We start from the raw sequence: 26,029 nt of genomic DNA on the forward strand, positions 1-26,029 counted from the left end.
TCTTCCTCTAATCCTGATAGATTTTCTGCTCCTGAATGTAGGAAATCACAGAATCCGGCAGATAGTATTTCACGGATTTTCCTTCCCGGATCCATTCCCGCAGTTCGTGGGAAGAAACATCCAGATTCGGTGTGTCGAGTTTCAGAAAGGTACCGTGAAGTTTTTTTGCATTTCGTTCCATACAGGCCAGAAGCTCTTTCTCTTTTGCCCGATCCCTGGTCGCCACAAGGATCTTTGCCGCGGCGCAGATCCGCTCTGGATTTTTCCACTCATCAAAATAGAACAGGGAATCCGCTCCAATGATAAAGTAAAACTCCGTGCCCGGATGTTCCTTCCGCATCGCCTCAAGCGTCCGATAACTGTAGGTATAGCCCTCATCTTCCATCTCTTTGGTGCAGAGCACAAAATGCGGATTGGATGCGATGGCACGGCGCACCATCTCGACACGCTGTGCATCCTTTGCCTGTCCCGCCCGGTTCCGCTTATGTGGCGGATTTCCGGCCGGAAGGAACCAGACTTCATCAAGCCCGAACTGCTCGTACGCCGCCTCGCCAAGGATCAGATGACCGATATGAATGGGATCGAAAGTGCCTCCCATAATGCCAATTTTTCTGTTTGTCTTTTCCATACGTTTTCCTCAAAAAGCGCCGGAACTGCAGCGGTATGCTCCGGTCCCGGCGGTTCTTTCCTGCGGATTATTTCGGAAGCTGAATTTTCTTTTTCTCTTTTTTGCCCTCTTTGTACAGCACGATCTTTTTGCCGATCACCTGTACGACCTGGGAATTGGTGCGTTCTGCCAGAACTTCTGCGATCTCTCTTGGATCATCGAGGCAGTTCTGCAGTACATTGATTTTAATCAGTTCTCTCGCCTCAAGTGCCTCTGCTACAGCAGCGGTATGCTCCGGCGTGATGCTGCTTTTTCCTACCTGCAGGATCGGTTCCATGGTCATGGCAAGGCCTTTCAGGTATGCTCTCTGCTTGCTGGTCATACGTCTCCTCCTTCGTTATTTATTCGTTCTATTTATAATAATCAAATTCAAATCCATACATCTTGACGGTATCACCTTCCTGGATGCCGGCCTGCTCGAGTTCGTCTAAGATACCGGTATCTTTTAAGAACCGCTGGAAGAAAGCAAAACCTTTCTCGGAATCCAGATTGGTGTAGCCGAGCATTTTTTCGATCTTCGGTCCCTCGATGATAAAGCGGTGCTCGTCCTCCGGGTCCTGCTCGACAGTGTACGGCAGGTTCTCGGCAAGAAGCATATCCTCCGGGAAGAATTCCTGTTCGAAGACCATACGCTCTTTCGGAAGCTCATCGAGTTTTTTCTGTACGGCATATAAAAGCTCTTTTAAGCCTTTTCCGCTGACGGCAGAAATCGGATAAACCGGGATGCCTTTCGGCTCGAACTCTTTTTTCAGACGTTCCACCGGATCCTCTTCGCCCTCTTCTACATAGATCGCATCGGTCTTATTGGCCGCGATGATCTGCGGGCGTTTTGCGATCTCCGGGTTATAGGCTTCGAGCTCTTTGTTGATCTTGTTGATATCATCCACCGGATCTCTTCCCTCGGTCGATGCAACGTCTACTACATGGATCATCACGCGGGTTCTCTCGATGTGGCGCAGGAATTCATGGCCGAGGCCGACTCCTTCCGATGCACCCTCGATCAGTCCCGGGATATCTGCGATAACAAATCCGCTGCAGCCCTCAAGGTCTACGACACCGAGGTTCGGGGAAAGCGTGGTAAAGTGATAATTTGCAATTTTCGGTTCTGCATTTGTCACGCGGGAAAGCAGGGTCGATTTTCCAACGTTCGGGAAGCCGACGAGTCCGACGTCCGCGATGACTTTCAGTTCCATTCTTACTTCCAGCTCCTGTGCCGGCTGGCCTGGCTGGGCGTATTTCGGAACCTGCATGGTAGCGGTTGCGTAATGCATATTTCCGTTTCCGCCTTTTCCGCCTTTTAATACAACCTGACGGCGGTTTTCACCGGACATATCTGCGATGACTTTTCCGCTCGCAGCGTCCATAATGACGGTTCCTTCCGGTACTTTCAGGACAATATCTGCGCCGTTTCCGCCATGGCATCTGCGTTTTCCGCCCGGCTCGCCGTCGGTAGCAGAAAACTTTCTTCTGTGGCGGTAATCAACCAGTGTATTCAGTCCTTCGTCAACTTCAAAAATAACGTCTCCGCCTTTGCCGCCATCGCCGCCGTCCGGCCCGCCGTTCGGTACAAAAAGCTCTCTGCGGAAACTGACATGTCCGTCTCCGCCCTTACCGGAGCGGATCAGAATTTTTGCTCTGTCTGCAAACATGGTATTCTCCTGTCTTGTTTTATCTAAATCCAAATCGGTCTGTTGGACCTTTAATTATTATTAACAAAAACGGCTTCAAACCTCTTAAGATTTGAAGCCGCACCTTTGTCTTACTCTTCTGTTGCTACCGGATATACGGAAACCTGTTTTTTGTCACGTCCTTTTCTTTCGAAAGCTACGCGTCCGTCAACCATAGCGAATAAGGTATCGTCTTTTCCGATTCCTACGTTCACGCCTGGATGAATCTTGGTTCCACGCTGTCTGTAAAGAATGTTTCCAGCCTTTACAACCTGTCCGTCAGCTCTTTTTGCTCCTAATCTCTTGGACTCGGAATCTCTACCGTTCTTGGTAGAACCAACTCCTTTTTTATGAGCGAAAATCTGAAGGTTCATATTTAACATGGTATTACACCTCCTTGAATGCGATCTCTAAGTATTGTGCTCCATAATCGCGGCGGATACTTTCGAGGCCCAGCAAAAGTGATTTTACAAGAAGTGCGGTACTTTCAGAATACCCATTCGGGAATGAAAAATACACGTATCCATCTCCAGCCTCACTTATAATCAGATCCTCTGTCAATGTTTCCACGGAATTTACGGTGTTTACAATCAATGCGGAGACAGCGGCACAGATGATATCCTGCCCTTCCTCTGCATAGCCTGCATGACCGTTTGACTCCACGGAGATGTACTCGCCGTCAGACTCTGTTACGGTTATACAAATCATAAGACTTAAGCGTTGATTTTTTCAATCTTCACTTCAGTGTACTGCTGTCTGTGACCGTTTTTCTTATGATAACCAGTTTTTCTCTTATACTTGTAAACGATAACTTTTTTGCCTTTACCGTTTCCAACTACAGATGCGGTTACGGATGCATTTTTAACGTCCTCGCCAACTTTCAGTCCGTCATTGCTTACTGCAAGTACCTGATCAAAAGTTACGGTTTCTCCAGCTTCAACGCCAAGTTTCTCTACTCGGATAACATCGCCTTCAGCTACCTTGTACTGTTTACCACCTGTTGCAATAATTGCGTACATATGGCACCTCCCTATCAATTACTCGCCAGATTCGGTGGCCTTTCGACTCTTTTACCTCTCTGTGCGGCATACTTCTACAATATATCATCACGTCTGCTGTTTGTCAATAGTATTTTTCAGGAAATTGCAGATTTTTTTTCGCATGCAATTGCCAGTGCGCCAGGTCCGATGTGGCAGGCAACGCTTAAGGACAGTGGATGCGCATCGACTTCAAAATCCGGGAAGGCTTCTTTTACTTCGACAATCCATCCATCGATTACTTCTTTGTCGTTTGCGGTATAGGCAATGTGAAGTCCCATGATGCCGGCTGCACGCTCTTTTGCGAAGCGTTTGTCCATATCTTTTTTCATAGCCTTGATCATGGCTTTCTTTGCCTGTTTCACACCGCGCGCTTTTTCAAACGCGTCAAGCTTCTCTCCCTGGATCGTCAGCACCGGTTTGATATTTAAAACGGTTCCGATCATGGCTGCTGCCGGCGTAACGCGGCCGCCTTTTTTCAGGTATTTTAACGTATCTACCATAATATAAATACTTGCATCCAGCGCATCCTCTTCCAGAATTGCTTTGATGTCTTTTGCTGCCACGCCGCGGTTTGCCATTTTCTTTGCATCCAGAACGGACTGCTGCTGCGTAACGGAGATTCTCTGGTTGTTGACAACCTGCACTTTTCCTTCGTAGTCCTCGGACAGCACGGTCGCTGTATCACAGGAGGCGGAAAGGCCGCTTGACATCGGAATGTAAACAATGTCATCGTACTCTTCGAGAATTTTGTTCCAGAAATCCATCAGATCTCCCGGAGACGGCTGAGATGTGGAAACAGCCGCATCCTCTGCCAGAATCTCGTAAAACTGTTCCTGTGTCAGGTCGATATCCTCAAACTGGATTTTTCCGCGCATGAAGAAAGGCATCGGAAGGACAAAAACGCCCAGCTCTTTCGCCTGACTCTGTGTAATACCGCTGTTGCTGTCGGTAGCAATAGCTGTTCTTGCCATAGTTCTTATTCCTGCTGTCTCTTTTTCAGAGAAACAGCTTTTCCTTTCTGTAATATCGTGTAACGCCTGATTTGCTGTTATTCTATCATAAATCGTACCTGTTTTCTACCCGGCTTGGACATTTCTGCAAAATTGCCCAAACAGCTTTTGATTCTTTTTACATCATACCAATACCAAGGAAAAACAGTCCGCCAAGGATCAGCAGAATGGTCGGAATTACGATTTTTGCAATGGTCTTTTTTCTTCTCTCCTTCGGGAAAAATCCTTCTCTTTTTGTCTGCTGATACATCAGAAGACGGCTTCCCATATAAAGACCGATCGGCATCAGCGCCGCTTCGATCAGATACATGCCGATGTACGTTTCCGTTGCGTATCCGCTGCCTGCTGCTGCGTTCCCCTGCGAGAACATATAGAGAAAGCTTGCCGCAATGCTCGCCACAATCGTCGATGCGTTATGGACGAAATGGAACAGCGAGCTGTAAAACATGTTGTCGGTCTTCATCCGCACATACGAGAGAACGATTCCCATCATCATCATCGGAAGAAAACGGACGATGCTCATGTGGAAAGCGCCAAAATAAACGCCCATCAGAAGCAGCATCACCCATTTCTTTTTGATTCCGCGCAGACTGTACTGCAGAAGACCGCGGTGCAGTGCTTCTTCACAGATGGCCGGTGTCAGCGCAACGACAAGCAGCTCGCCGAAATAGGAAAGGCCCGCCATACTGCTGTCCATGGATTCCGAGAGGCTTGCGTATTCCTGCGGGAAAATCCATTCCATCAGAAGGAAAAGGGCAAGCACACCGCGGTACGTCACATACCACATCAGAATGGTTCCGAGGATTCCGGCTCCATCCGGCTTTTTTAATGGGAACACTTCTTTTAACGGAATATGAAGTGCCCGTACGACGAGAATGGATCCGATCAGGAATACAATGATCTCGTCCAGCGCATTTCCATACATCCCGCCTGCAAAAACCAGCGGGATTCCGGCGAGATTAAAAAGAACCATCAGAAAGGCAAACACCAGCAGGCCCTGCCATGGTTTCAGTATCTTTTCTTTTTCCGCCGGATGCTGCCGTTTTGCCGGCATCCGGTTTCGAAAGGGTTCGTAAAGATATGGGGTATCATTTTCATTGAGGTGAATCGGTTTCTTTTGTGGTTCCATATTCATTCCTCCTTTGTAAGGTTACCGTCATTTCATCTGTTCTGCCAGCGGCCGGCGGATTTTCTTTCTCGTCAGTTCCACGAGATGAAGCGCCGTCATATCCACAACTTTAGTCGGAACGGGATCTTCCCGCACAAGACCCTGCAGGAAGCCGAGAAGGCGCTCCTCCTGCTCTTTTTCCGGCATGTTGATAAAGTCAACCAGGATCAGACCGGAAATCCCGCGCAGGCGGATCTGGCGGGCGATTTCGCGGGCTGCCTCCTGGTTTACGCTGTACAGAAACGTATTTTTACGTCCGCCGAGCTGCTTTCCGCTGTTCACATCAATCGCGGTCAGCGCTTCGGTCGGTTCGATCACGAGGAATCCGCCGGAAGGCAGATCCACACGTTTGTCGAGTGCCTGTTTTACGTGATATTCGAGATTTTCTTTCTTTGCCAGCGTGGTAAGCTGATCCTCATACCAGGTCAGGCGGCAGTCGTGAAAATCATGGCGCTCCAGATATTCTCTGCAGATCTCATACGTTTCTCTGTCGTCTGTCACAAGTTCTGAAACCGACGGTGCATACCGTTTGACGAGCTCCGGCACGGCATCCGATGCCTGATACAGGCAGGAGTACAGGCTCCGCATCGTTCCATACTGGACAATCCGCGCGAGTTTTTCGGACAGCTCGAGATATTCCTGCCGGATCTCTTCTTCCGAAGCATCAGCGGATGCGGTGCGGAAGATCACGCCAAACGGAAGGCTTCCGCCGGAAAGCTCTGGAAAGATCCGGCTTCCCAGTTCTTTTAACCGTTTTTTCTGCTCCGGCAGAAGGCGTCCTGAGCATGAGATTTCCGGCTTTCCATAATAGAGCGCCAGGGCACTTCCCGAAAGAGAAAGTTCTGCTGTCGCCGACGGAAGCTTCGTTTTCTGCGCTTCCCGCTGGATCTGCACGACGATTTCATCCCCGACATGCAGTTCCGTTCCCGGTGCTTTTTTCAGAAGATACCCTTCTTTTACACGGGACAGATCAAGAAAACAGCTCTGCTGCTCCGCAAACGAGACAAATGCCCCGCGAATCCCGGGCGCCAGTTTTTCCACCCGGCCGACATAGATATTGCCAAGCAGCGTTTCCTTCTCCCTGCAGAGGGCCGTCAGTTCGACCGGTCTTTCTCCTTCCGCCAGCGTGTGTACCAGGTAATCTTTTCCCTCCCACGGCAGATGGGCAATGACAACTCGTTTACTCAACTTCTTCTCCTAATGCTTCCAGCGGAACCAGCTTTCGCTCTTCTTCCGTTCCGATGTCTGCGTAAACTTCCTCGCGCAGAATCGTGTATGCAAACGGCGGCAGTTCAACCCCGCACCATTTGCAGAACGCTTCCATCACGAGCTCAGGTTTCAGGTTCGAAACACTTCCGGTGGAGAGCTGCATCCAGACACCGCTTTTCTTTGCTTTCATATCGTAAATCCATGGGCGGATATCGGTCAGCTTTTCGCTTCGTTTTGTCTTTCGCATGATCTCAATCTGCGGAAGTGCGAAAAACTCCGGCACTTTCGTTTCCAGATTGATCTCCGGCATTTTTCCCTCACGGAACTGCACGAGATAATCGGCTCCTGCTACGAGAGACATTGCCTTGCTTGCTTTTCCATCCGGCACATGGCGGGCGGAAAGCACTTCCATTCCCTCAACCATCGTCGCATTCAGACGTTTTACAATCTCGTCGGTTTTCATATCTTCCGCGAGCACCATATCGAAATATTCACCGGTGCTGCTGATGCCGACACCGAGCGGAGAAGCAAACGACAGCAGCATGTGCGGGCTGAAGCCCTCGGAATAAGCGATCGGAAGTTCTGCACGGCGGATTGCTTTCTGGAAGTAACGCATCACATCCAGATGACCCACAAATTTCATCACACCTGTTTTGGCAAACTTAATTCTGATTTTCATAGCAGACACCTCCTCCGAATGATTTTGCTCCGCAGCCGGAACACTGCATCTTACAGTTCGGGGTAACGGTTTCTTTCTGTGCCCGCTCCCATTCGCGGATCAGGAATTTTTTCGTCACGCCGATATCAAGGAAATCCCACGGAAGGATCTCATCGGTGCTGCGCTTACGGCAGGCATAGAACGAAACGTCAATGCCGGTCTCTGCAAACGCTTCTTCCCAGGCATCTTTCCGGAAATACTCGGACCAGGCATCGAAAATAGCACCTTTTCGGTACGCTTTTTCGATAACTTCGGCACATTTCCGATCGCCGCGTGCAAGGAATCCCTCCAGAAGGGAAATATCTGCCTCATGATAAATGTAACGGATGCTCTTCTGATTCAGCTGTGCGCGGACCTCTGCCTTTACAATCGCCGCTTTGTCAAGAAACTCCCTCTCCGTGTTCATCGGTGCCCACTGGAACGGGGTGAACGGCTTTGGAATAAAGAACGAGGAGCTTGCCGTAATCTGGCATTTTCCGTTTCTCTGATCTTTCGGAATCTCATAGTAACGCTCTGCGATCTTTTCCGCCAGATGCGCAATTCCTTTGATATCATCCTCGGTCTCGGTCGGAAGGCCCAGCATGAAGTACAGTTTTACTTTATTCCAGCCGCCCTCAAACGCTTTTCCGGCTCCGTCGAGAATGACTTCCTCGGTCAGACCTTTATTAATAACATTCCGCATCCGCTGGCTTCCCGCCTCCGGTGCGAAGGTCAGGCTGCTCTTTTTGATATCCTGTACCTTGCTCATAACATCAAGGGAAAATGCGTCGATTCGAAGAGATGGAAGGGAAATATTGACACCTTTTTCCGGGCAGCTGTCGATCAGATAGTTGACAAGCTCCGGAAGATGGCTGTAATCACTCGAGCTCAAAGAACTCAACGAAATCTCATCGTGGCCGGTATTGCGCAGCATATGGGTCGCAAGTTCTTTTAACTTCTCCACATCGCGCTCTCTTGTCGGACGGTACACCATACCCGCCTGGCAGAAACGGCAGCCGCGGATACAGCCGCGCTGGATCTCCAGAACGACACGGTCCTGTGTTGCCTTGATAAACGGCACGACCGGTTTCTCCGGATACGTTGCCTCGGTCATATCCATGACAAGCTGTTTTTTGATCTTTTCCGGCGCTTCCGGGATGGACGGCGTAAAGGCTGCAACGGTTCCGTCCTCGTGGTACGTTACTTCATAGAACTGCGGTACGTAAATGCCCGGGATCTGGCATGCCTTTTTCAGAAAATCCAGACGGGTTCCGCCGTTCTTTTTATTTTCCAGATACGTGTCGAAAAGCTGGTCGTACACAACCTCACCCTCTCCGATGTAAAACAGATCGAAGAACGGAGCGATCGGCTCCGGGTTGTACGTACACGGGCCGCCGCCGATGACGATCGGGTCCTCGTCGGTACGCTCCACCGCATGCAGCGGGATTCCGGCAAGGTCGAGCGCCTGCAGAACGTTTGTATAACACATCTCATACTGCAGGGTGATGAACAGGAAATCTTCGTTTTTCACCGGCTCCTGGGATTCCAGACCGAACAGCGGAATGTTCTGTTCACGCATCACGCGGTCCAGATCCGGCCATGGGGAATAAACTCGCTCGCACCACATGTCCTCGCGTTTGTTGAACATATCGTACAGGATCTGGATGCCAAGATGGGACATACCAATCTCATACACATCCGGGAACAGGAATGCGCCGCGCAGGGCTACTTTCTCTTTGTCTTTTACGACACTGTTGAATTCATTTCCAATGTATCGCGCAGGCTGCTCAATCTGGAGCAGCACTTCTTCTGGCAATGCTAATTTTCTCATGCAATTCTCTCACTTGTTCTTATTTTTATTTGTCCAGATACGCCGCAAGCAGTTCCAGCGTATTCTTCACGCCGTCCACATGGCTTCTCTCATATCCATGGGATGCGTACACACCGGCGCCGATCAGGGCATGGCGTGCGTCTGCGCCGCCGCGGAGCGTTGCCTCCACGTCAGAGCCGTAGTGCGGGTAAACATCCGCCGCATAGTCGATTCCGTTTGCTTTTGCTGCCGCAATCAGCTCACCGATAAAATCGTAGCTGTAAGGGCCGCCGCTGTCTTTGACGCAGATGGATACCTGATGCTCTTTACACTCCAGTCCGTCGCCGACACAGCCCATATCAACAGAAAGAATATCTGTCACGCCCTCCGGAACGGAAGCAGATCCGCCGTGGCCGACCTCTTCGTATACGGTAATGTGCTGGTAAACCGGGCGGGACGGTGTGACATTTTCTTCTTTTAAATACTTCGCATAACCGAGCAGGATTGCAACGCTCAGTTTATCATCGAGGAAACGGCTCTTGATGTAGCCCTTCTCCGTGATGCGGGTTCTCGTCTCAAAGCAGACGATATCACCAGTCTCGATGCCGAGCGCTTTTGTCTCCTCTTTGGAGAAGACCATCTCATCCAGAACAACCTCCATATTGTCGTAGGTGCGGTCCTGCTGGTCGTAGGAACCGTTGACATGGATCGACGGGTTGTTCATCTGGAAGCAGCCCTCGTACCGTTTTCCGTCTCTTGTGATGACAATGCAGTTTTCCGCCTCCGCATTGTTCGGATTCATACCGCCGAGCGCGGTGAGACGAAGACGGCCGTTTCCTTTCACTTCCGCTACCATGCCGCCGAGCGTATCGGTATGTGTCTCCACAAGGACACCGCCGTTTCCTTCACAGCCTTTGGCAAGCTGCACCAGAAGGCCGCCCTTTGTGGTGATCACCGGCGCATAGCCCATCGCTTCGTACTCTGCTTTCAGCCATGCAACGGCATCTTTCGTGTAGCCGGTCGGGCTGTCGATGGAGAGCAGTTTTTTCAGTTTCTCTGTTATAAAATCAACATAAACCTTTGTATTTTTCATGTTTCTTCCTCCATTTTTGTTTCTGTTTTTTCTTCTTTTTTCGAAACATTTTGAAACAGAAACTGCAGATTTTTTCTTTCCGAAAAAAGATCCTGCCCTTCATCATACCACAGAAATAAATTGGATACAACCATCGGAAAACGGAAAAATGGAAATAAGGAAAATGTAACTGGACAAACTACCCTATGCCATGCTATGTTTGAAGAGGGGGATACATTATTAGCTGTTATTCAAAAAAGTTTCTTCTATAATAAAATAAATGTCGCCTCAAATTCAAATAAAGGAGCAAAAAAATGGGCAAAAAAGAACAGGCATCGCAGCCTGCATTACAAACGTTAAAAGAATATGCTGTCATTACCGCAGCTGTTCTGATCATGGACATTGGAATTTATGTTTTTAAATTCCCCAATAATTTTTCTTTCGGCGGTGTATCCGGTATGGCTGTTGTCATCTGCCGGTTTCTTCCGTTCACTGCCTCACAGATCAACCTTTTTATCAACCTGCTGCTTCTGCTGGTTGGTTTTGCTGTGCTGGGGCGGAACTTCGGCGTCAAGACAGCCTACGTGACCGTGCTTTCCTCGGTTCTTCTGAACATTTTTGAAAAGCTGTTTCCGATGGCACATCCGCTTACCGATGAGATCATGCTGGAGCTCTGCTTTGCCATTATTCTTCCGGCACTGGCGGCAGCACTGCTGTTTTTTGAGAATGCCTCCGGCGGCGGCACGGACATCATCGCCATGATTATTAAAAAATATTCTACAATGAATATTTCCACTGCCCTGCTGGTGACTGACCTCATCGTTGTCATCCTTGCTTTCCTGATTTTCGATACCTTAACCGGACTTTGTTCGGTTCTCGGTCTGATGGCGAAAACACTGCTGATTGACAAAACGATTGAGCGGATGAAGCTGAATAAATTTTTTACGATTATCTCCAACAATCCGCAGCCGATCTGCGATTTCATCACAAAGGATCTCAATCACAGCGCAACCCTTTACGACGCCGTCGGCGCTTACTCCGACCAGCAGCGGACAGTCATTCTCACGGTTGTGGATGTCAAGCAGGCCGTCTATCTTCAGCGGTTTATTCATGATACCGAGCCGACCGCGTTTATTGCGATCACAAAGAGCAGCGAAATTATCGGAAAAGGCTTCATGAGTTATATCTGATCGATTCAAACCATATTTTTCATGCAAAAAATCCGAAGGTTTTTGACGCCTTCGGATTTCTTTGTATATGCTTATTCTGTTTATTTCTCTTCTGCTTCTTCGGTATCTTCTGCCGGTGCTTCTACGTTGTGGGAAGCCATCAGACTTACGACAATGGATTCCGGATTGGTCTTTATGGTGATATCCGGGTCAGCGGCCAGGGACAGATCTTTGACGCGGATGACATCACCGATCTTCATCTCTCCGACATCGACCATTACCTGATCGACCAGGGATGCCGGGTATGCCATGTAGGCAACCTCGTTCAGATCCTCCTGCAGAACGCCTTCTGCGATCTTTTCATGGTTTACAAGGACAATCTCTGCAACGGAATGAACTTTCTCGTTGCTGACCAGTGCCTGGAACTCGATCGAATCGATCTGTCCGGCTACCGGGTTATAATCAACATTTTTGATCAGGACATCGTATGCGGTTCCGTCAACATCCAGCATAATCTGGCTGCCTTTGTGATCTGTCTTCAGCAGTTTCTCGACATCTCTTTTTACCATCTTAACTGGAATGGATTCTTTCATCTCTCTGCCGAATACATTACCGACAACGTATCCTTCTCTTCTGAGTCTTTTTGCCTTTACATCCAAACTTCTCTTTTCAGCTTTTAAAGTATTCATTTACCTTTTCCTCCAAAAATCTGATTCTTAGCAGGCTTCTTATCTTGTGAAGGGTGTTAAGTTTGCTTTGCCTTGTGGCTATGAATAAGTTTCTTGGAACAGGATGTTTGGGAACATGCAAGGAAGAATTGGTTTCTTGTTGATTCCTTTTCTTTGTTCTAGGTGTAATATAATACCACAAACACGATTTGTCAACCCGGATTTTCCGATTTCACAGTTTCTTCACATTTTCAGCACGCTTCCTTATATTCCATCAGTTTCTGGCGTGCTGTGCGGTTCAGACTGCGCGGTACAGCAATCTCAATCGTCGCATAATGATCACCGTGCACGTTCGCATCTTTCATCGATACCATGCCCTTGCCGCGCAGACGGAGCTTACTGCCGGACTGTGTTCCTTCCTTGATTTTGCAGACCACATCTCCGTACAGTGTCGAGACACGCGCTTCACCGCCAAAGACTGCCGTTGTGTATGGAATCTGAATCGTCGTGTAGATGTCCATTCCGCGCCGTTCAAAGCCTTTCTTTTCTTCTACATTGACCTTCAAAAGCAGATCGCCGCGGCGGCCGTTTGATCCTGTATGGCCTTTGCCGCGCAGACGGATGCTCTTTCCGCTCTCGATACCGGCCGGGATTTTAACCAGCAGCGTATTGGTCGTTCCATCCGGGTTCCGCAGGGTAATCTGTTTTTCACAGCCCGATGCCGCTTCCTCCAGGCGGATCGAAACCTCAGCGTGCAGATCGAGATCCTCTGCCATACCGCGGCCGGAAAATGCATCCTCAAACGGATGTCTGCTGCTTCCCGAACGCGTATACCGCTCGCTTCCGAATCCACGGCTTTTGCCATGAAACATCTGATCAAAGAAATCGCCGAACATATCGTCCGCGTTTCCTTCAAAGTGAAATTCGTGATAGCCGCCGTTGTTTCCGCTTCCGCCGAACGGGTTTCCATACGCACTGCCGTACGGATTTCCACCGCCCTGCTGGCTGTACGCGCCGGCTCCCTGGTCGAACGCCGCGAATCCGAACTGATCGTACATTTTCTTCTTTTCCGGATCGCTTAAGACAGAATACGCTTCTGTCACTTCCTTAAATTTCTTTTCCGCATCCGGGTTTCCCGCATTCGTATCGGGATGATATTTTTTCGCCAGTTTCCGGTATGCACGTTTGATTTCTTTCTCGTCTGCATTCCGGCTGACGCCTAATACTTCATAATAATCTCTCTTTGTTTCCATCATCAGGCACCTCCAGTCAAGCCTTTTCCTGATTTCCCAGGTGAACAATTCCTGGCTCTTTTTATCTGTTCTATTCGTACTATAACACGCATTTTTCACACTGTCAATTCTTTTCACGGAAGATTCAAAATTCCTATACGAATTGAAAAACCTGCCGTGCACTGTTACAATAAGAGATATACGATTCTCACGATTTTTTATGGAGGTACTTGATTGATGCATTCCATTTTCTGGTTCCGCACCCGGCAGTGGGTGTTGAGCCGCGTTCTTCATCTGACAGAGCATAAGAAACAGACACTCCTTGCAGCACCGGATGCTGTTCTGCTACTCCCCGCGTTATTCCGGAAACGCCGGATCTCCCGGATTCTCCTGGTGACTACCCCCGGCTTTGTCCGCCGCGGAACACTGACGTCTCTGCTGGATGGCTGTAAAAAAGAAAACATTTCCGTCACCATTTTCTCCGAAATCGCCCCGGATCCGCAGATTGAGAGCGTGGAACAGGGTTTCCGTCTTTATCAGCAGATTCAGGCGCAGGCTATCCTCGCCATCGGCGGCGGATCCGTTCTCGATGCAGCAAAGCTGATCGGTGCCCGCGTCTGCTGTCCGAAAAAGACGGTTCCTGCGATGCGGGGCCTCCTGAAAGTCCGTCGGAAACTTCCGCCGCTGTTTGCCGTGCCGACGACAGCCGGAACCGGTTCGGAGGCAACGGCGGCAGCTGTCATCACAGACTGTATCGACGGGAAACCATACAAATACGCCGTCAATGACCTCTGTCTGATCCCGGATACGGCAGTTCTCGATCCGCGTCTTACGATCAGCCTCCCGTCCTCTATGACCGCAGATACCGGTATGGATGCCCTGACCCATGCCATGGAAGCTTTTTTGAACCTCTTCGCCTCCCGCAGCGTGCAGAATGCATCCATCGAGGCAGTCTGCGAAAATTTCCATGCCCTGCCCGAAGTCTGGCGAGACGGCACCCATCTTGCTGCACGGCAGGAAATGCTTCATGCATCGTACCTGGCCGGTTTCGCTTTTACCAACAACTTTGTCGGCTACGTCCATGCCATTGCCCACGCCGTCGGCGCACTGTACCACATTCCGCATGGAAGAGCCAACGCGGTTCTGCTGCCTGCTGTTCTGCGCGAATACGGTTCCTGCATTGCGCCTAAACTTGCCGTTCTCGCCGATGCGCTTTCTCTCGGCGGAGATACCGTTTCTGAAAAGGCTGAGCGGATGATTGCAGCTATCGAGGCTATGCGCGATTCGTTTGACATTCCATCCACTCTGCCGCACCTTTCGCCGAATGATTACACAGAAATAGCACGCCGTGCTTTAAAAGAAGCAAATCCCACCTACCCTGTTCCGCAGATCTGGGATTCTGAAAAAATCTTTTCTGTGCTCCGCCGTGTACAATCCTAAAGCCGCTGTTTTCTCGAATTTAAATTTGACAGAAGGCAAAAAACATGGTAATTTATTAGAGATATCGCATAGAGGAGTGAATAAAATGAATAAAAGAACCATGAAAAAAATGGCCAAAGCGAAACAGCAGGCTGCAGAAGCTGCAAAAACAGCGGAAACCGTTGTAAAGACAGCGGCACCGGCAAAAGAAGTAAAACCAACGACTGAAAAAACCTTACATACAGAAGCAGCCGAAGGAAAAGCAGAAGCTGCAAAAGAGCCGAAAAAAGCAACCAAAAAAGAAACCGTTAAAAAAACAGTAAAAAAGGAGACCACGGAAACCATGGCAGAAGCAACCAAAACCCCACGTAAAATGACAAAAGTATCTGATACCGTTCTTGAGATCTTCGAGACAAAAGTATCTATGAAAGACCTCGAAGCAGTCATCAAAAAAGAAGTAAAAGCAAACGGATTAAAAGGCGAGATCAAAATCTACCTGAACGCAGAGCAGAGAGCCGCTTACTACACCGTAGACGGACAGGGATCTGACGATTTCAAAGTAGATCTGACCACTCTTGCTGAATAATTTTTCTGTCAGCTGATCTATCAGAACAGACCAAAAGCGGCATGTCCGAAACAAAGTCTTCCGGATTTTGTTTCGGGCATGTTTTTTGCTGTCTGTTCCCAAACCTAAAAAACGACAAGGTATTTTTCTATGAAAACTGTAAACCATCTCGGAACCGACCCGATCGGAAAGCTGGTTCCCCATATTGCTTTTCCGAGCATGCTGGCACAGTTCGTGAGTGTTCTGTACAGCATTGTAGACCGTATGTACATCGGCCACATTGCCTCTGTCGGTGATCTGGCGCTCGCGGGTGTCGGCGTCTGCGGTCCCATTCTCACCATGATCGGCGCGTTCTCCTCCCTCATCGGGGTCGGCGGCGCACCGCTGCTCGGCATCCGGCTCGGAGAGAAAAATGAAAAAGAGGCATCCCGCATCCTGGCTAATGCGTTTCTGATGCTTGTTTCCCTGTCCCTCGTTCTGACAGCCGCTGCGCTTTTTTTTACCCGCCCGATGCTGATGGCATTCGGAGCCAGCACCGTTACGTATCCTTACGCCAGAGCCTATTTTATGATCTACGTTTCCGGCTCTGTGTTTGCGCTTTTATCGACCGGCCTGAACCAGTTTGTGATCTGCCAGGGCTTTGCCAGTAAGGGAATGAAATCTGTTCTGCTAGGCGCCGTCCTGAATCTGCTGCTGGACCCTGTGTTTATCTTCGTTCTGCATCTCGGCGTGCGCGGCGCGGCAATTGCAACCGTGCTCTCCCAGATCGCAAGCTGTCTGTATGTGCTGCATATTCTGTTCGGAAAGACGATTCCGATCCGCATCACCTTCGGCGGGTATTCATTTGCGATCATGAAACGCATTCTGACAGTCGGTTTTACTCCGTTTCTAATCATTGCCATCGACAATGTGATGATCATTGCGATGAACGCCGTCCTGCAGCGATATGCACCCGCCGGACAGGGAGACAGCTTCATCACCTGTGCAACGATCGTTCAGAGCTTTATGCTGATTATTACGATGCCGCTCGGCGGAATCAGCGGCGGAACGCAGTCAATCCTCGCATACAATTATGGAGCTGGAAATTCCAGGCGTATTCTTGAGGCACAGAAAACCATCATCGCACTTTGTGCCGGATTTACTACCTTGATGTTCCTCGTCTCCAATGCCGCCGGAACGCTGTTTGCGCAGCTTTTTACTTCCGATCCGCAGATCGTCTCGATGGTGGTCCGCGCGATCCATATTTCGACACTCTCAGTCATTCCGCTCGGCATTCAGTACGAGATTGTAGACGGCTTTACTGCAATGGGCTGCGTGCGCTATTCGTTTGCACTCTCTTTCTTCCGGAAATTCGTCTACTTTACCGCTCTGTTTCTTCTGCCGCGGTTCTTTGCACTGGAAAACATCTTCTACGTGGAACCTATTTCCGACCTGATCGGGCCGGTTGTCTCAATGATCGTTTACTGGACTTCGATTCAGAAGATTCTGAAACAGCGGGAAGAGGCGGTACGGCTGATGCATACAAAAAAAGCATAAAAAATCTCATATCAAAAAAGCTGTTCTTTTCCGCGGAGTTTTCAAAACTCTCACCAGAAAAGAACAGCTTTTTCTGCTTCTGTTAAAATGTCTTCGGCATCGGAACGGTTTCCTGTACTTTCAGACCGTATTTTGCTGCCAGCTGCAGTGCCTTCTGTTCCGTCTCCGGATTCCAGACGGCTTTCGGCGTATGGGCATCACAGCCGAAAACGGCGGTGTTTCCTTCTTCGCCGGCGATCTTCCAGAACTTCTTGTTCGGATACCATCTTTCTTCCATCAGACCAAGGAAATTGATCTCCAGCGGAATGTTTCTCTTTTTCACCTCACGGCAGAGTCTCCGGTATTCCCGGTCGAACACTGCTTCGTCGCCGTTGAATAAAAAGAGATCCGGGTGTGCCAGATACAGGTATTTTCCGGTATCAATGCCTGCCAGGCACTGGTCCACATACTGTTTCAGGTAGCTTCCGTCTGTTGTTCCATGGCCGCTGTAGAGAATCTTTTCGATCTCATTTCCCAGGCTGTGCTGGCCAAGCACAAAGTACTCAAACGGATAGTCCGACAAAAAATCAATCAGCTGATCCCAGAATCTCGGGAAATACTCTGTTTCGAGTCCGAGATGGATTTCAATATCCTTGTCATACTCTTTTTTCAATGCCAGCACGGTGTCTACATAGCCTTCCACCTGATCGAGCCGCATCCGCATGCCGGAATCGTAGCCGTCCGGGAACGGATAAGGCGAATGGTCGGAAAAACCGAGAATTTTAAGGCCGCCCTCAATCGCGCGCTCCACATACTCCCGCTCCGTTCCGTCCGCATGGCGGCACCGCCATGTATGGGTATGATAATTTGCAATCATGATCTGTAACCTTCTTTATTTTGTATCTTATTCTGCTGCTTCTTTGGAGATATCCGTTCCAAAATATTTTTCCGAAAGCTCTGTCAGTGTTCCTTCTTCTGCGAGCTCGCCAAGTGCTTTGTTGACTGCCTCAAGCAGCGTCTTGGTCTCATCGCCTTTTTTCATCGGAATACCGACTTTTGTGGATTCCGGATCGAGACATGCAATTTTGATCTCTGCATCCGGGTGTGCTTTCATATAATCGTAATACGTTACCTCTGCGTTCAGAGTTGCATCGATACGGCCGCTTAAGAGAAGCTCGAAAGTCTGCTCCAGATCGTCAACACCGGTAACGGCTGCGCCATATTTCTCGGCAACTTCTGCATACGTACTGGAAATGGTGTTCGCGGTGCTCTTTCCGTCGAGATCCTCCATGGACTGGATTTCATCGTTAGCAGAGTTTACGATAACAGCGGTGCGGTTGTATGCGTATGGATCGGAAAAGCTGTATTTCTCAGCGCGCTCCTCTGTGATATCTACGCCGTTTACCATGATATCGTACCGGCCGGAATCGATTCCTGCAAGAAGGCCGTCCCACTCACCCTCTACAAAGGTTGCTTTCACGCCGAGTTTCTCTGCGATCTGCTGTGCCACTTCTACGTCATAGCCGACCAGGTTGTCGTCCTCATCGTGATACGTCCACGGTGCCCAGGTTCCTTCCATTGCCACAACGATCTCACCCTTGCTCTGGATCTGCTCTAAAAGATCCCCAGACGCACTTGCAGAAGATGCTGATGAAGAGGAAGAAGCACTTCTGTTATCTGCCGTGCTGTTTCCGCATCCGGTCAGTAAAAAGGATGATGTCAGGATACCTGCCAGAAATACTGCTGCCATTTTCTTTTTCATAATATTCGCCACTCCTTTTTTGTTTTGTTCTGGAAGAAGCTGCCTTTGCTTCTTCTGTTTTCTTTATTGCAAACTGTCCGGATTCCGTGCTCCGGACAGGATTTGCCGCTTTGCGGGATACCTTACTCGTAATGCTGTTCAATATTCTGCAAAAATGTTCTCGTCCGCTCTTCCCGCGGATTTGCGAAAAATTCCTTCGACGGACCTTCCTCAACGACAACGCCGTTTTCCATAAAGACAACTTTGTTCGAAACGTTTCTTGCAAAGCCCATCTCATGCGTGACAACGAGCATCGTCATTCCCTCTTTGGCAAGCTGGCGCATAACACCAAGCACCTCGCCGGTCAGCTCCGGGTCGAGTGCTGAGGTCGGCTCATCAAAATAGATAATTTCCGGATCGGTTGCCAGTGCACGGGCGATTGCCACCCTCTGCTGCTGTCCGCCGGAAAGCTGATGCGGATAGTAGTCCGCACGGTCCAGCATGCCTACTTTTTCAAGCGCTGCACGCGCTTTTTCCTCCGCCCTGGTTTTTGGCATTTTTCTGCCGATGATCAGGCCCTCGGTTACGTTATGAAGGGCTGTTTTGTTCAGGAACAGGTTATAGTTCTGAAATACAAATGCGGTTTTCTGACGGATCGCCGCGATATCTTTTTTGCTGATGTTGTGGAACGGATATTCTTTCCCGTCAAAAATCAGGCTGCCGCCGTCCGCATGCTCCAGAAAGTTGACACAGCGCAGCATCGTCGTTTTTCCCGAACCGCTCGGGCCGAGGATTGCGACAACATCGCCCTGGTTTACTTTTAAATCTACACCTTTTAACACTTCCAGGCTGCCGAACGCTTTCTTTAATCCTTTGATTTCCAGCATGGCTTATTCCCCTTTTTTCTGATATGTACTCAGTTTCTTCTCTCCGATTCCCTGCAGCTTCGTGAGCACGGTGGAGAACAGCAGGTAGATCAGTCCTACTTCAATATACAGTGCCAGCGGCTCATGGGTGCGCGCTACAATCCGCTGCGTTACCATAAACATCTCCGTTACGGTGATATTTGCGGCAAGGGAAGTATCCTTTACCATGGCGATCAGAGAGTTGGAAAGCGGCGGGAACGCGGTGCGCATCGCCTGCGGAAGGATAATTCTCCGCATGATCTGCAGATACGACATGCCGACACAGTAGCCGGCTTCAAGCTGGCCTGCCGGAACGGCTTCCAGGGCCGCACGCATCGTCTCGGCACTGTAGGCGCCCTCATTCAGGGAAAAGACGAGAACTGCCGCCGGAAACGGATCGATCAGAATACCGGCGCGCGGAAGTCCGTAAAACACAACGAAAAGCTGGACCAGAAGCGGGGTTCCGCGGAAAATCCAGATATAGAAACGTGCAATCTGACGAAGGCCTTTGATGTTTGCAAACTGTACCATAGCCATTGCCGTCGCAATTACAAGTGCAATGGAAAACGAGATTACAGTAAGCGGAATCGTCACCTTAAGGCCCGGCAGAAAGATTTTCCAAAAAGAATCCAGAAGAATATTCCATAATCTTTCGCTCATTTCGATATATCCCCCTTTTTTTACATTTTCCTAGATAGGATAACACTTCAAGTCCGCTTCAAGTCAAGTGTTTTTTCATATACCCCTCCCCCGCATGCAAGAATCCCCGGGAAACACGTTTTTCAACGGCCCCGGGGACTCTTATTTATGATTGGTTTTAAGAGGAAGGATCTTGTCTTTTTTTATGGTATGATGTTATTTACTGCTTAGTCCTGTGTCACATTAAATGCTCTTGCACCAGGGTATACAGCGGCCGTTCCAAGTTCTTCTTCGATTCGGAGAAGCTGGTTGTATTTTGCAACACGCTCGGTACGGCTCGGTGCACCGGTCTTGATCTGGCAGGTGTTCAGGGCAACCGCCAGGTCTGCGATGGTGGTATCCTCGGTCTCACCGGAACGGTGGGAGGAAATTGCGGTGTAGCCTGCTTTGTGAGCCATTTTGATTGCCTCAAGGGTCTCAGATACAGAACCGATCTGGTTCAGTTTGATCAGGATGGAATTTCCGCAGCCAAGGGAGATACCTTTTGCCAGACGCTCAGTATTGGTTACAAACAGGTCGTCACCGACAAGCTGTACTTTTCCGCCAAGCTCTGCGGTCAGCTCTTTCCAGCCTTCCCAGTCTTCTTCATCCAGAGCATCCTCGATGGAGATGATCGGGTATTTCTCTACCAGTGCTTTCCAGTGAGCGATCAGCTCTTTGGAAGTAAATACAGTGCCGGCTTTCGGCAGTTTGTATTCCCCCTTGGTACCTGTCTTCCACTCGGAGGAAGCAGCATCCATCGCGATCTTGAAGTCTCTGCCTGGCTCATAGCCTGCTTTTTTCACTGCCTCAAGAATGGTCTCGATGGCTTCTTCATCGGATTTCAGAGCCGGTGCAAAACCGCCTTCATCTCCAACCGATGTTGCCAGCCCGCGCTCTTTTAAGATGGCAGCCAGTGCATGGAAGACCTCAGCGCACCATCTTAAGCACTCTTTGAAAGAAGATGCTCCAACCGGCATGATCATGAACTCCTGTACATCCAGGCCGGAAGAAAGTGCGTGGCATCCGCCGTTGATGATGTTCATCATCGGAACCGGCAGACGATTTCCGGAAACGCCGCCGAAGAAGCGGTACAGCGGAATCTCAAGTGCGTTTGCTGCTGCTCTTGCGCAGGCAATGGATACAGCCAGAATGGCATTTGCACCCAGGCGGGATTTATCTTTTGTTCCGTCCGCATCGATCATAGCTTTATCTACAGCGTAGGTATCGGATGCATCCATACCTTTTAAGGTATCGTTGATGACGGTGTTGATGTTTTCTACTGCTTTCTGCACACCTTTTCCAAGGTATCTTGCTTTATCTCCATCTCGTAATTCCAGTGCCTCAAACTCACCGGTAGATGCGCCGCTTGGTGCCATGCCGCGCCCTACAACGCCCCCTGCAAGAACAACCTCAGCTTCTACGGTTGGGTTTCCTCTGGAATCCAGAATTTCTCTTCCTTTTACTTCCTCAATTTTCAGGCTCTTCACTTTTCGTGTGCTCCTTTCTCGTTTGTTTCTGGAGTTTCCCGCCTGCGAAGTGTCCAGGATCCGCAGACGGGAGATAACAATGATTGATTCGCTTTGGTTAGGCTTTACTAACTGTAATTCATTATAACTAATTTTTTGAAAATTGCAAGTGGGTAAAGTGATACTTTTTCTCAGAAATACAAAAAGTTTTTCTGTTCTTATTTTTCCTGTTTAAATGCCTCTTCCAGCGTATGCCATCCAAGCACTGCACATTTCACTCTTGCTGGCATGTGGGAGATGTCCTTCAGTGCACCAGCCTCCTCGAGTTCGTCAATCTCCTCGTCGGATGCTTCTCCTTTGATCATGCGCAGAAACAGATTTCCCAGGCGCAGTGCCTCGTCCTTCGTCTTTCCGATGATCATGCCGAGCATAATGTCCGCCGATGCCTGCGAAATCGCACAGCCGTCGCCCACGAACGCACCGTCCGTGATCACATCGCCGTCGACTTTTAATTTCAGCCAGATATCATCGCCGCAGCTTGGGTTGACGCCCTCGAGTACGATGTCCGCATCCGGCAGATCATGCTTGAATTCCGGACGCAGATTGTGCTCCGTCAAAATTTCGTTATAAAATCCTCTACTCTCCATAGCCCATTCTCCTTCTGATTGTGGATACACTTTCGATCAGTGCATCAATCTCTTCCGGTGTATTATAAAACATCATGCTGGCTCTTGTCGAGCTTCGGACGCCAAGATATTCCAGAAGCGGCTGTGCACAGTGGTGGCCTGCCCGCACATCGATGCCGTCAGAAGAAAGAATTTCGCTCACATCGTGCGGATGCACGCCGTCAATCGTAAACGAAACGATGCCCGTGTGGTTGGCCGGATCTTTGGAACCGAGGATATGAACGTACGGCAGCGCGCCGAGTCCTTCCATAGCACGTTGCGTCAGTTCCAGCTCTTTTTTCTGGATATAATCAAATCCTTTTTCCTGCAGATACCGGATCGCTGCGGCCAGCCCCACCGCACCGGCTGCATTTACCGTTCCCGCCTCAAATTTCTGCGGAACCGGTGCAAAAACGGCTCCGTCGCGGTGAACGGAATCGATCATCTCGCCTCCGGTTAAAAACGGCGGCATTCTTTCCAGCAGTTCCCGTTTTCCATACAGACAGCCGATTCCCATCGGACCCATCAGCTTATGGCCGGAAAAGGCGAGAAAATCTACATCCAGCGCCTGTACGTCGACCGGCATATGCGGAACGCTCTGGGCGCCGTCCACAACGACAACGGCTCCCACGCGGTGCGCCATCTCCGTGATTTTCTGGATCGAATTCACGCAGCCGAGCACATTCGATACTTGCGCAACAGCCACAAGACGTGTTCTCTCATTAATGCCCTTTTGAAGCGCCTCATCTGTCAGCTCGCCCTCACTGGTACATTCCAGATAATGGAGCTTCGCCCCAGTCATACGCGACACCATCTGCCACGGAAGCAGATTGCTGTGATGCTCCATGATTGTTACAGCGATCTCGTCGCCTTCCTTTAAAAAGTTCAGGCCATAGCTGTATGCCACAAGGTTCAGGCTTTCCGTTGTATTCCGGGTAAAAATAATCTCCTCCGGCTCTTCTGCATGAATAAACTTCTGTACGGTCTTTCTTGCCTCCTGATAGCTCTCCGTCGCCTCCAGGCTTAAAGGATAGAAGCCGCGCAGAGGATTTGCATTTTTCTGTTCGTAAAATTCCTGTACTGCAGCAAGAACGCACGACGGGCGCTGTGCCGTCGCCGCGTTGTCCAGATAGATCGTGTCCATTTGCTGCAGAAGCGGGAAATTTTTTCTGATGTTATCTGTTGTCACGGTCAAGCACCTCCGCAAGCTGTGTTTTTACTTTCTGTTCGATGTCCGCATCGCCGATCTTCTGGATTTTTGCTTCCAGTTTCGCCCGCGCCATCGTATTTTCTGCCTGTGTACGGTCCATGCCGCGCGCACCGAAGTAGAACAGTGTCTCTTCATCGAGTTCTCCGATTGCCGCGCCGTGGCTTCCCTGTACGTTTTCCTCTGCACAGAAGATCACAGGAATCGTCTTGTTGACTACATCATCGCCGAGCAGCAATACCTGTTCTGTCTCTGCTCCGACGGAATCTGCCGAACCGCGCACAAAGTCGATTGTGCCGCGGAAGATCTTTTCCGCCGCGTCCATCAGCGTTCCGTCTGCCTGGATCGTGCTCTCGGTTACTTTTCCGAAGTGGCGCACATTCAGATTGACATCAAATTTCTGCTGATTCTGCAGAAGATAGCCGATTTCTGCCTGCAGTGATGCGTGATCCTTCTGCAGTTCGGTCCAGATACCGTCATAGACATCGCCTTTTCCGACAACGACCTGTAAAAGATCCAGTGCACCATTTTTCTCGCAGATGCATCCGACATCATTTAAAAGCTCCTGTCCCTCACCGCGCATCATCACCTGCACGAGCCGGATGCGGCTGTCTTTTTTCGCGTAAAGTTCTGTCCGCACCGCGAGCTGTCCCGCTGCCTGTGCCGGTTCAAATACCTCGAAAACGGTAAGGGAAGCTCCCTCTTCTGCCGCCGCGCGGATCTTTCCGGATGAAACCTTCTCTTTTCCCTGTCCGATGGAAAGCGTGACCTGTTTCGTCTGCCCCTCCTTTGCAGAGACACTCCAGTTTTTCGTCTGCTCCGGTGCAAAAAGGACATCCGTCTCTTTTCCTGCCCCGGTATTCATAGCTTCCGGAAAACCCGTTATCTCATCATCCGCAGACAGCTCTTCCGCGCAGATTTCACACGGCGCACCCGCCGCCCATTTTACTTTTGTATCATTTAATCCCAGCCAGTACCACGTTTTCGATGGAAGCTGGTTGATTTTCATGCTGTTCTGTTCTTCCATGTGTCTGGCCTCCTTATCCAATGCTGCCCTTCATCTCGAGGCGGATCAGATTGTTCATCTCCACCGCGTACTCCAGCGGCAGTTCTTTTGAAACATCATCCGCGAATCCGCTAACGATGCACGCTCTCGCATCCTCTTCCGTCATGCCGCGCGACATCAGATAAAAGACGGCTTCATCGCTGATGCTTCCGATCTGTGCTTCATGGCCGATGTTCGCATCTTTTGTACGGATATCCATCGCCGGAATCGTGTCCGACCGGGAGATATCATCGAGCATCAGAGACTGGCAGGAAACGGCTGATTTCGTGTTCTTTGCCGCTTTTGTTGCAGAGACTGACGAACGGAAGGTGCTGATGCCGCCGTCCTTCGAGATCGATTTCGTGTTAATATAGGAACTCGTATCTGGCGCGCTGTGGACAACCTTCACTCCGGTATCGAGATTCTGGCCCTTACCGGCGAACGTGATGCCGGTAAATTCCATCTTTGCGCCTCTTCCTTTCAGCACGCTCATCGGGTACAGGTAGGAAACGTGGGAGCCGAATGAACCGGAAACCCACTCGATTTTTCCGCCCTCCTCGACCTGCGCGCGCTTCGTGTTCAGGTTGTACATATTCTTCGACCAGTTTTCAATCGTAGAATAACGGAGTCTTGCATTCTTTCCGACAAACAGCTCCACACATCCGGCATGGAGGTTGGCCACATTGTATTTCGGTGCGGAACAGCCCTCGATAAAGTGAAGGTCCGCGTCCTCATCGACAATAATCAGCGTATGCTCGAACTGGCCTGCGCCCGGCGCATTCAGGCGGAAATACGACTGCAGCGGGATTTCCACGGAAACCCCCTTCGGCACATAGACAAACGAACCGCCGGACCAGACGGCTCCGTGCAGTGCGGCAAATTTGTGGTCGGTCGGTTTCACCAGTTTCATAAAGTGTTTCCGCACCATATCCGCGTACTCACCATGCAGCGCACTCTCCATATCGGTATAGACAACACCCTGCGCCGCAACTTCCGCGCGGACGTTGTGATAGACCAGCTCCGAATCATACTGTGCGCCCACGCCGGCGAGTGATTTCCGCTCTGCCTGCGGGATGCCGAGACGCTCAAACGTATTTTTGATGTCATCCGGCACATCGGACCACTTTGCTTTCATTTTCGTATTCGGGCGGACATACGTTACGATATCATCCATGTTCAGACCCTCAATCGACGGACCCCAATCCGGAATCGGCGTCTGGTTGTAGATCTGTAAAGAATGCAGACGGAACAACTGCATCCAGGCAGGGTCTTTCTTCTCATCCGAAATTTTCTGTACAATTTCCGGCGTCAGGCCGGCTTTTACTTTATAGGCATCCTTTTCATCGTCTTTGAAATCATAGATGCTTCGGTCAATATCCTCTACATAACTTTTTTCTCTCACAGCGTTTTC

At 49.8% G+C, this 26,029-nt stretch carries 27 protein-coding genes; 4 read left to right on the forward strand and 23 right to left on the reverse strand.

Features of this window, described 5'->3' with window-relative positions; genetic code table 11:
* Positions 1–7 precede the first annotated feature (7 nt).
* The 12 genes from nadD to I2G42_RS00410 form a co-directional block, all read right to left on the reverse strand.
* Positions 8–628, reverse strand: a complete 621-nt coding sequence (gene nadD / locus I2G42_RS00355; RefSeq protein ID WP_022462901.1) for a nicotinate-nucleotide adenylyltransferase — start codon at positions 626–628, stop codon at positions 8–10.
* A gap of 67 nt (positions 629–695) precedes the next feature.
* Positions 696–989, reverse strand: a complete 294-nt coding sequence (gene yhbY, locus I2G42_RS00360) for a ribosome assembly RNA-binding protein YhbY (RefSeq protein ID WP_022462902.1) — start codon at positions 987–989, stop codon at positions 696–698.
* A gap of 28 nt (positions 990–1,017) precedes the next feature.
* On the reverse strand, positions 1,018–2,316 hold the full coding sequence (gene obgE, locus I2G42_RS00365; protein ID WP_022462903.1) for a GTPase ObgE: 1,299 nt from the start codon (positions 2,314–2,316) through the stop codon (positions 1,018–1,020).
* Between the two features lie 110 nt (positions 2,317–2,426).
* The gene (gene rpmA / locus I2G42_RS00370; RefSeq protein WP_022462904.1) at positions 2,427–2,717 is read right to left on the reverse strand and encodes a 50S ribosomal protein L27; all 291 of its coding nucleotides are present in this window, start codon (positions 2,715–2,717) and stop codon (positions 2,427–2,429) included.
* Positions 2,718–2,721: 4 nt separating this feature from the next.
* Complete coding sequence (locus tag I2G42_RS00375; RefSeq protein WP_055228163.1) at positions 2,722–3,042, reverse strand: ribosomal-processing cysteine protease Prp; 321 nt, start codon at positions 3,040–3,042, stop codon at positions 2,722–2,724.
* 5 nt (positions 3,043–3,047) lie between these two features.
* Positions 3,048–3,353 carry a 50S ribosomal protein L21 gene (rplU, locus tag I2G42_RS00380; protein WP_022462906.1) on the reverse strand — a complete coding sequence of 102 codons (306 nt, stop codon included), beginning with the start codon at positions 3,351–3,353 and terminating at the stop codon, positions 3,048–3,050.
* A 116-nt stretch (positions 3,354–3,469) separates the two neighbouring features.
* Positions 3,470–4,345, reverse strand: coding sequence for a DegV family protein (locus I2G42_RS00385; protein WP_022462907.1), 876 nt, complete (start codon positions 4,343–4,345; stop codon positions 3,470–3,472).
* Positions 4,346–4,502: 157 nt separating this feature from the next.
* On the reverse strand, positions 4,503–5,513 hold the full coding sequence (locus tag I2G42_RS00390; RefSeq protein WP_055217898.1) for a type II CAAX endopeptidase family protein: 1,011 nt from the start codon (positions 5,511–5,513) through the stop codon (positions 4,503–4,505).
* A gap of 27 nt (positions 5,514–5,540) precedes the next feature.
* On the reverse strand, positions 5,541–6,740 hold the full coding sequence (locus tag I2G42_RS00395) for a ribonuclease E/G (RefSeq protein WP_173858973.1): 1,200 nt from the start codon (positions 6,738–6,740) through the stop codon (positions 5,541–5,543).
* Positions 6,733–7,440: a TIGR03936 family radical SAM-associated protein gene (locus I2G42_RS00400; protein WP_195530612.1), complete on the reverse strand. Its 708-nt coding sequence runs from the start codon at positions 7,438–7,440 to the stop codon at positions 6,733–6,735. The genes I2G42_RS00395 and I2G42_RS00400 overlap by 8 nt, the downstream gene beginning before the upstream one ends.
* A complete protein-coding gene (locus I2G42_RS00405; protein WP_173813333.1) occupies positions 7,424–9,289 on the reverse strand; it encodes a TIGR03960 family B12-binding radical SAM protein in 1,866 nt (621 codons plus the stop codon). The genes I2G42_RS00400 and I2G42_RS00405 overlap by 17 nt, the downstream gene beginning before the upstream one ends.
* A 25-nt stretch (positions 9,290–9,314) precedes the next feature.
* On the reverse strand, positions 9,315–10,361 hold the full coding sequence (locus I2G42_RS00410) for a M42 family metallopeptidase (RefSeq protein ID WP_195530613.1): 1,047 nt from the start codon (positions 10,359–10,361) through the stop codon (positions 9,315–9,317).
* Between the two features lie 293 nt (positions 10,362–10,654).
* On the opposite strand from I2G42_RS00410, the gene I2G42_RS00415 reads away from it, so the two are divergent.
* Positions 10,655–11,530, forward strand: a complete 876-nt coding sequence (locus tag I2G42_RS00415) for a YitT family protein (RefSeq protein WP_173813331.1) — start codon at positions 10,655–10,657, stop codon at positions 11,528–11,530.
* Positions 11,531–11,610: 80 nt separating this feature from the next.
* Here the strand turns inward: I2G42_RS00415 and I2G42_RS00420 are convergent, their stop codons facing one another.
* Both I2G42_RS00420 and I2G42_RS00425 read right to left on the reverse strand, forming a co-directional pair.
* On the reverse strand, positions 11,611–12,198 hold the full coding sequence (locus I2G42_RS00420; protein ID WP_055217908.1) for a 50S ribosomal protein L25: 588 nt from the start codon (positions 12,196–12,198) through the stop codon (positions 11,611–11,613).
* A 230-nt stretch (positions 12,199–12,428) separates the two neighbouring features.
* Positions 12,429–13,430, reverse strand: coding sequence for a DnaJ C-terminal domain-containing protein (locus I2G42_RS00425; RefSeq protein ID WP_055228196.1), 1,002 nt, complete (start codon positions 13,428–13,430; stop codon positions 12,429–12,431).
* Positions 13,431–13,646: 216 nt separating this feature from the next.
* On the opposite strand from I2G42_RS00425, the gene I2G42_RS00430 reads away from it, so the two are divergent.
* The 3 genes from I2G42_RS00430 (at position 13,647) to I2G42_RS00440 (ending at position 16,929) form a co-directional block, all read left to right on the forward strand.
* Positions 13,647–14,849: an iron-containing alcohol dehydrogenase gene (locus I2G42_RS00430; protein ID WP_243277109.1), complete on the forward strand. Its 1,203-nt coding sequence runs from the start codon at positions 13,647–13,649 to the stop codon at positions 14,847–14,849.
* A gap of 85 nt (positions 14,850–14,934) precedes the next feature.
* Positions 14,935–15,414 carry a DUF6465 family protein gene (locus I2G42_RS00435; protein ID WP_055267883.1) on the forward strand — a complete coding sequence of 160 codons (480 nt, stop codon included), beginning with the start codon at positions 14,935–14,937 and terminating at the stop codon, positions 15,412–15,414.
* A 129-nt stretch (positions 15,415–15,543) separates the two neighbouring features.
* Positions 15,544–16,929: an MATE family efflux transporter gene (locus I2G42_RS00440; protein WP_195530614.1), complete on the forward strand. Its 1,386-nt coding sequence runs from the start codon at positions 15,544–15,546 to the stop codon at positions 16,927–16,929.
* 82 nt (positions 16,930–17,011) lie between these two features.
* Here the strand turns inward: I2G42_RS00440 and I2G42_RS00445 are convergent, their stop codons facing one another.
* The 9 genes from I2G42_RS00445 to sufB all read right to left on the reverse strand — a co-directional run bounded on the left by I2G42_RS00445 (position 17,012) and on the right by sufB (position 26,020).
* Positions 17,012–17,785, reverse strand: coding sequence for a histidinol-phosphatase (locus I2G42_RS00445; RefSeq protein ID WP_055228173.1), 774 nt, complete (start codon positions 17,783–17,785; stop codon positions 17,012–17,014).
* Between the two features lie 27 nt (positions 17,786–17,812).
* A complete protein-coding gene (locus I2G42_RS00450) occupies positions 17,813–18,670 on the reverse strand; it encodes a transporter substrate-binding domain-containing protein (protein ID WP_055228174.1) in 858 nt (285 codons plus the stop codon).
* Positions 18,671–18,792: 122 nt separating this feature from the next.
* The gene (locus I2G42_RS00455) at positions 18,793–19,536 is read right to left on the reverse strand and encodes an amino acid ABC transporter ATP-binding protein (protein ID WP_022462788.1); all 744 of its coding nucleotides are present in this window, start codon (positions 19,534–19,536) and stop codon (positions 18,793–18,795) included.
* A 3-nt stretch (positions 19,537–19,539) separates the two neighbouring features.
* Positions 19,540–20,214, reverse strand: a complete 675-nt coding sequence (locus I2G42_RS00460) for an amino acid ABC transporter permease (RefSeq protein ID WP_022462789.1) — start codon at positions 20,212–20,214, stop codon at positions 19,540–19,542.
* Positions 20,215–20,420: 206 nt separating this feature from the next.
* Entirely contained in the window at positions 20,421–21,722 is a 1,302-nt protein-coding gene (eno, locus tag I2G42_RS00465; RefSeq protein ID WP_055217920.1) for a phosphopyruvate hydratase, read from the reverse strand.
* A 197-nt stretch (positions 21,723–21,919) separates the two neighbouring features.
* Positions 21,920–22,348: a Fe-S cluster assembly sulfur transfer protein SufU gene (gene sufU / locus I2G42_RS00470; RefSeq protein ID WP_055217922.1), complete on the reverse strand. Its 429-nt coding sequence runs from the start codon at positions 22,346–22,348 to the stop codon at positions 21,920–21,922.
* Positions 22,338–23,555, reverse strand: coding sequence for an aminotransferase class V-fold PLP-dependent enzyme (locus I2G42_RS00475; RefSeq protein WP_082424963.1), 1,218 nt, complete (start codon positions 23,553–23,555; stop codon positions 22,338–22,340). The genes sufU and I2G42_RS00475 overlap by 11 nt, the downstream gene beginning before the upstream one ends.
* Entirely contained in the window at positions 23,542–24,600 is a 1,059-nt protein-coding gene (locus I2G42_RS00480) for a SufB/SufD family protein (RefSeq protein ID WP_055228175.1), read from the reverse strand. The genes I2G42_RS00475 and I2G42_RS00480 overlap by 14 nt, the downstream gene beginning before the upstream one ends.
* A 13-nt stretch (positions 24,601–24,613) precedes the next feature.
* On the reverse strand, positions 24,614–26,020 hold the full coding sequence (gene sufB / locus I2G42_RS00485) for a Fe-S cluster assembly protein SufB (protein ID WP_055228176.1): 1,407 nt from the start codon (positions 26,018–26,020) through the stop codon (positions 24,614–24,616).
* Between the last annotated feature and the right edge of the window lie 9 nt (positions 26,021–26,029).

The sequence above is a fragment of the Fusicatenibacter saccharivorans genome (genome assembly GCF_015557635.1).
In the GTDB taxonomy this organism is placed as follows: domain Bacteria; phylum Bacillota; class Clostridia; order Lachnospirales; family Lachnospiraceae; genus Fusicatenibacter; species Fusicatenibacter saccharivorans.

Excerpts from the sequence above, each read along its gene's own strand:
- nadD (WP_022462901.1), bottom strand. The coding sequence starts at position 628 with ATGGAAAAGACAAACAGAAAAATTGGCATTATGGGAGGCACTTTCGAT.
- yhbY (WP_022462902.1), bottom strand. The coding sequence starts at position 989 with ATGACCAGCAAGCAGAGAGCATACCTGAAAGGCCTTGCCATGACCATG.
- obgE (WP_022462903.1), bottom strand. The coding sequence starts at position 2,316 with ATGTTTGCAGACAGAGCAAAAATTCTGATCCGCTCCGGTAAGGGCGGA.
- rpmA (WP_022462904.1), bottom strand. The coding sequence starts at position 2,717 with ATGTTAAATATGAACCTTCAGATTTTCGCTCATAAAAAAGGAGTTGGT.
- I2G42_RS00375 (WP_055228163.1), bottom strand. The coding sequence starts at position 3,042 with ATGATTTGTATAACCGTAACAGAGTCTGACGGCGAGTACATCTCCGTG.
- rplU (WP_022462906.1), bottom strand. The coding sequence starts at position 3,353 with ATGTACGCAATTATTGCAACAGGTGGTAAACAGTACAAGGTAGCTGAA.
- I2G42_RS00385 (WP_022462907.1), bottom strand. The coding sequence starts at position 4,345 with ATGGCAAGAACAGCTATTGCTACCGACAGCAACAGCGGTATTACACAG.
- I2G42_RS00390 (WP_055217898.1), bottom strand. The coding sequence starts at position 5,513 with ATGGAACCACAAAAGAAACCGATTCACCTCAATGAAAATGATACCCCA.
- I2G42_RS00400 (WP_195530612.1), bottom strand. The coding sequence starts at position 7,440 with ATGAAAATCAGAATTAAGTTTGCCAAAACAGGTGTGATGAAATTTGTG.
- I2G42_RS00405 (WP_173813333.1), bottom strand. The coding sequence starts at position 9,289 with ATGAGAAAATTAGCATTGCCAGAAGAAGTGCTGCTCCAGATTGAGCAG.
- I2G42_RS00410 (WP_195530613.1), bottom strand. The coding sequence starts at position 10,361 with ATGAAAAATACAAAGGTTTATGTTGATTTTATAACAGAGAAACTGAAA.
- I2G42_RS00415 (WP_173813331.1), top strand. The coding sequence starts at position 10,655 with ATGGGCAAAAAAGAACAGGCATCGCAGCCTGCATTACAAACGTTAAAA.
- I2G42_RS00420 (WP_055217908.1), bottom strand. The coding sequence starts at position 12,198 with ATGAATACTTTAAAAGCTGAAAAGAGAAGTTTGGATGTAAAGGCAAAA.
- I2G42_RS00425 (WP_055228196.1), bottom strand. The coding sequence starts at position 13,430 with ATGGAAACAAAGAGAGATTATTATGAAGTATTAGGCGTCAGCCGGAAT.
- I2G42_RS00430 (WP_243277109.1), top strand. The coding sequence starts at position 13,647 with ATGCATTCCATTTTCTGGTTCCGCACCCGGCAGTGGGTGTTGAGCCGC.
- I2G42_RS00435 (WP_055267883.1), top strand. The coding sequence starts at position 14,935 with ATGAATAAAAGAACCATGAAAAAAATGGCCAAAGCGAAACAGCAGGCT.
- I2G42_RS00440 (WP_195530614.1), top strand. The coding sequence starts at position 15,544 with ATGAAAACTGTAAACCATCTCGGAACCGACCCGATCGGAAAGCTGGTT.
- I2G42_RS00445 (WP_055228173.1), bottom strand. The coding sequence starts at position 17,785 with ATGATTGCAAATTATCATACCCATACATGGCGGTGCCGCCATGCGGAC.
- I2G42_RS00450 (WP_055228174.1), bottom strand. The coding sequence starts at position 18,670 with ATGAAAAAGAAAATGGCAGCAGTATTTCTGGCAGGTATCCTGACATCA.
- I2G42_RS00455 (WP_022462788.1), bottom strand. The coding sequence starts at position 19,536 with ATGCTGGAAATCAAAGGATTAAAGAAAGCGTTCGGCAGCCTGGAAGTG.
- I2G42_RS00460 (WP_022462789.1), bottom strand. The coding sequence starts at position 20,214 with ATGAGCGAAAGATTATGGAATATTCTTCTGGATTCTTTTTGGAAAATC.
- sufU (WP_055217922.1), bottom strand. The coding sequence starts at position 22,348 with ATGGAGAGTAGAGGATTTTATAACGAAATTTTGACGGAGCACAATCTG.
- I2G42_RS00480 (WP_055228175.1), bottom strand. The coding sequence starts at position 24,600 with ATGGAAGAACAGAACAGCATGAAAATCAACCAGCTTCCATCGAAAACG.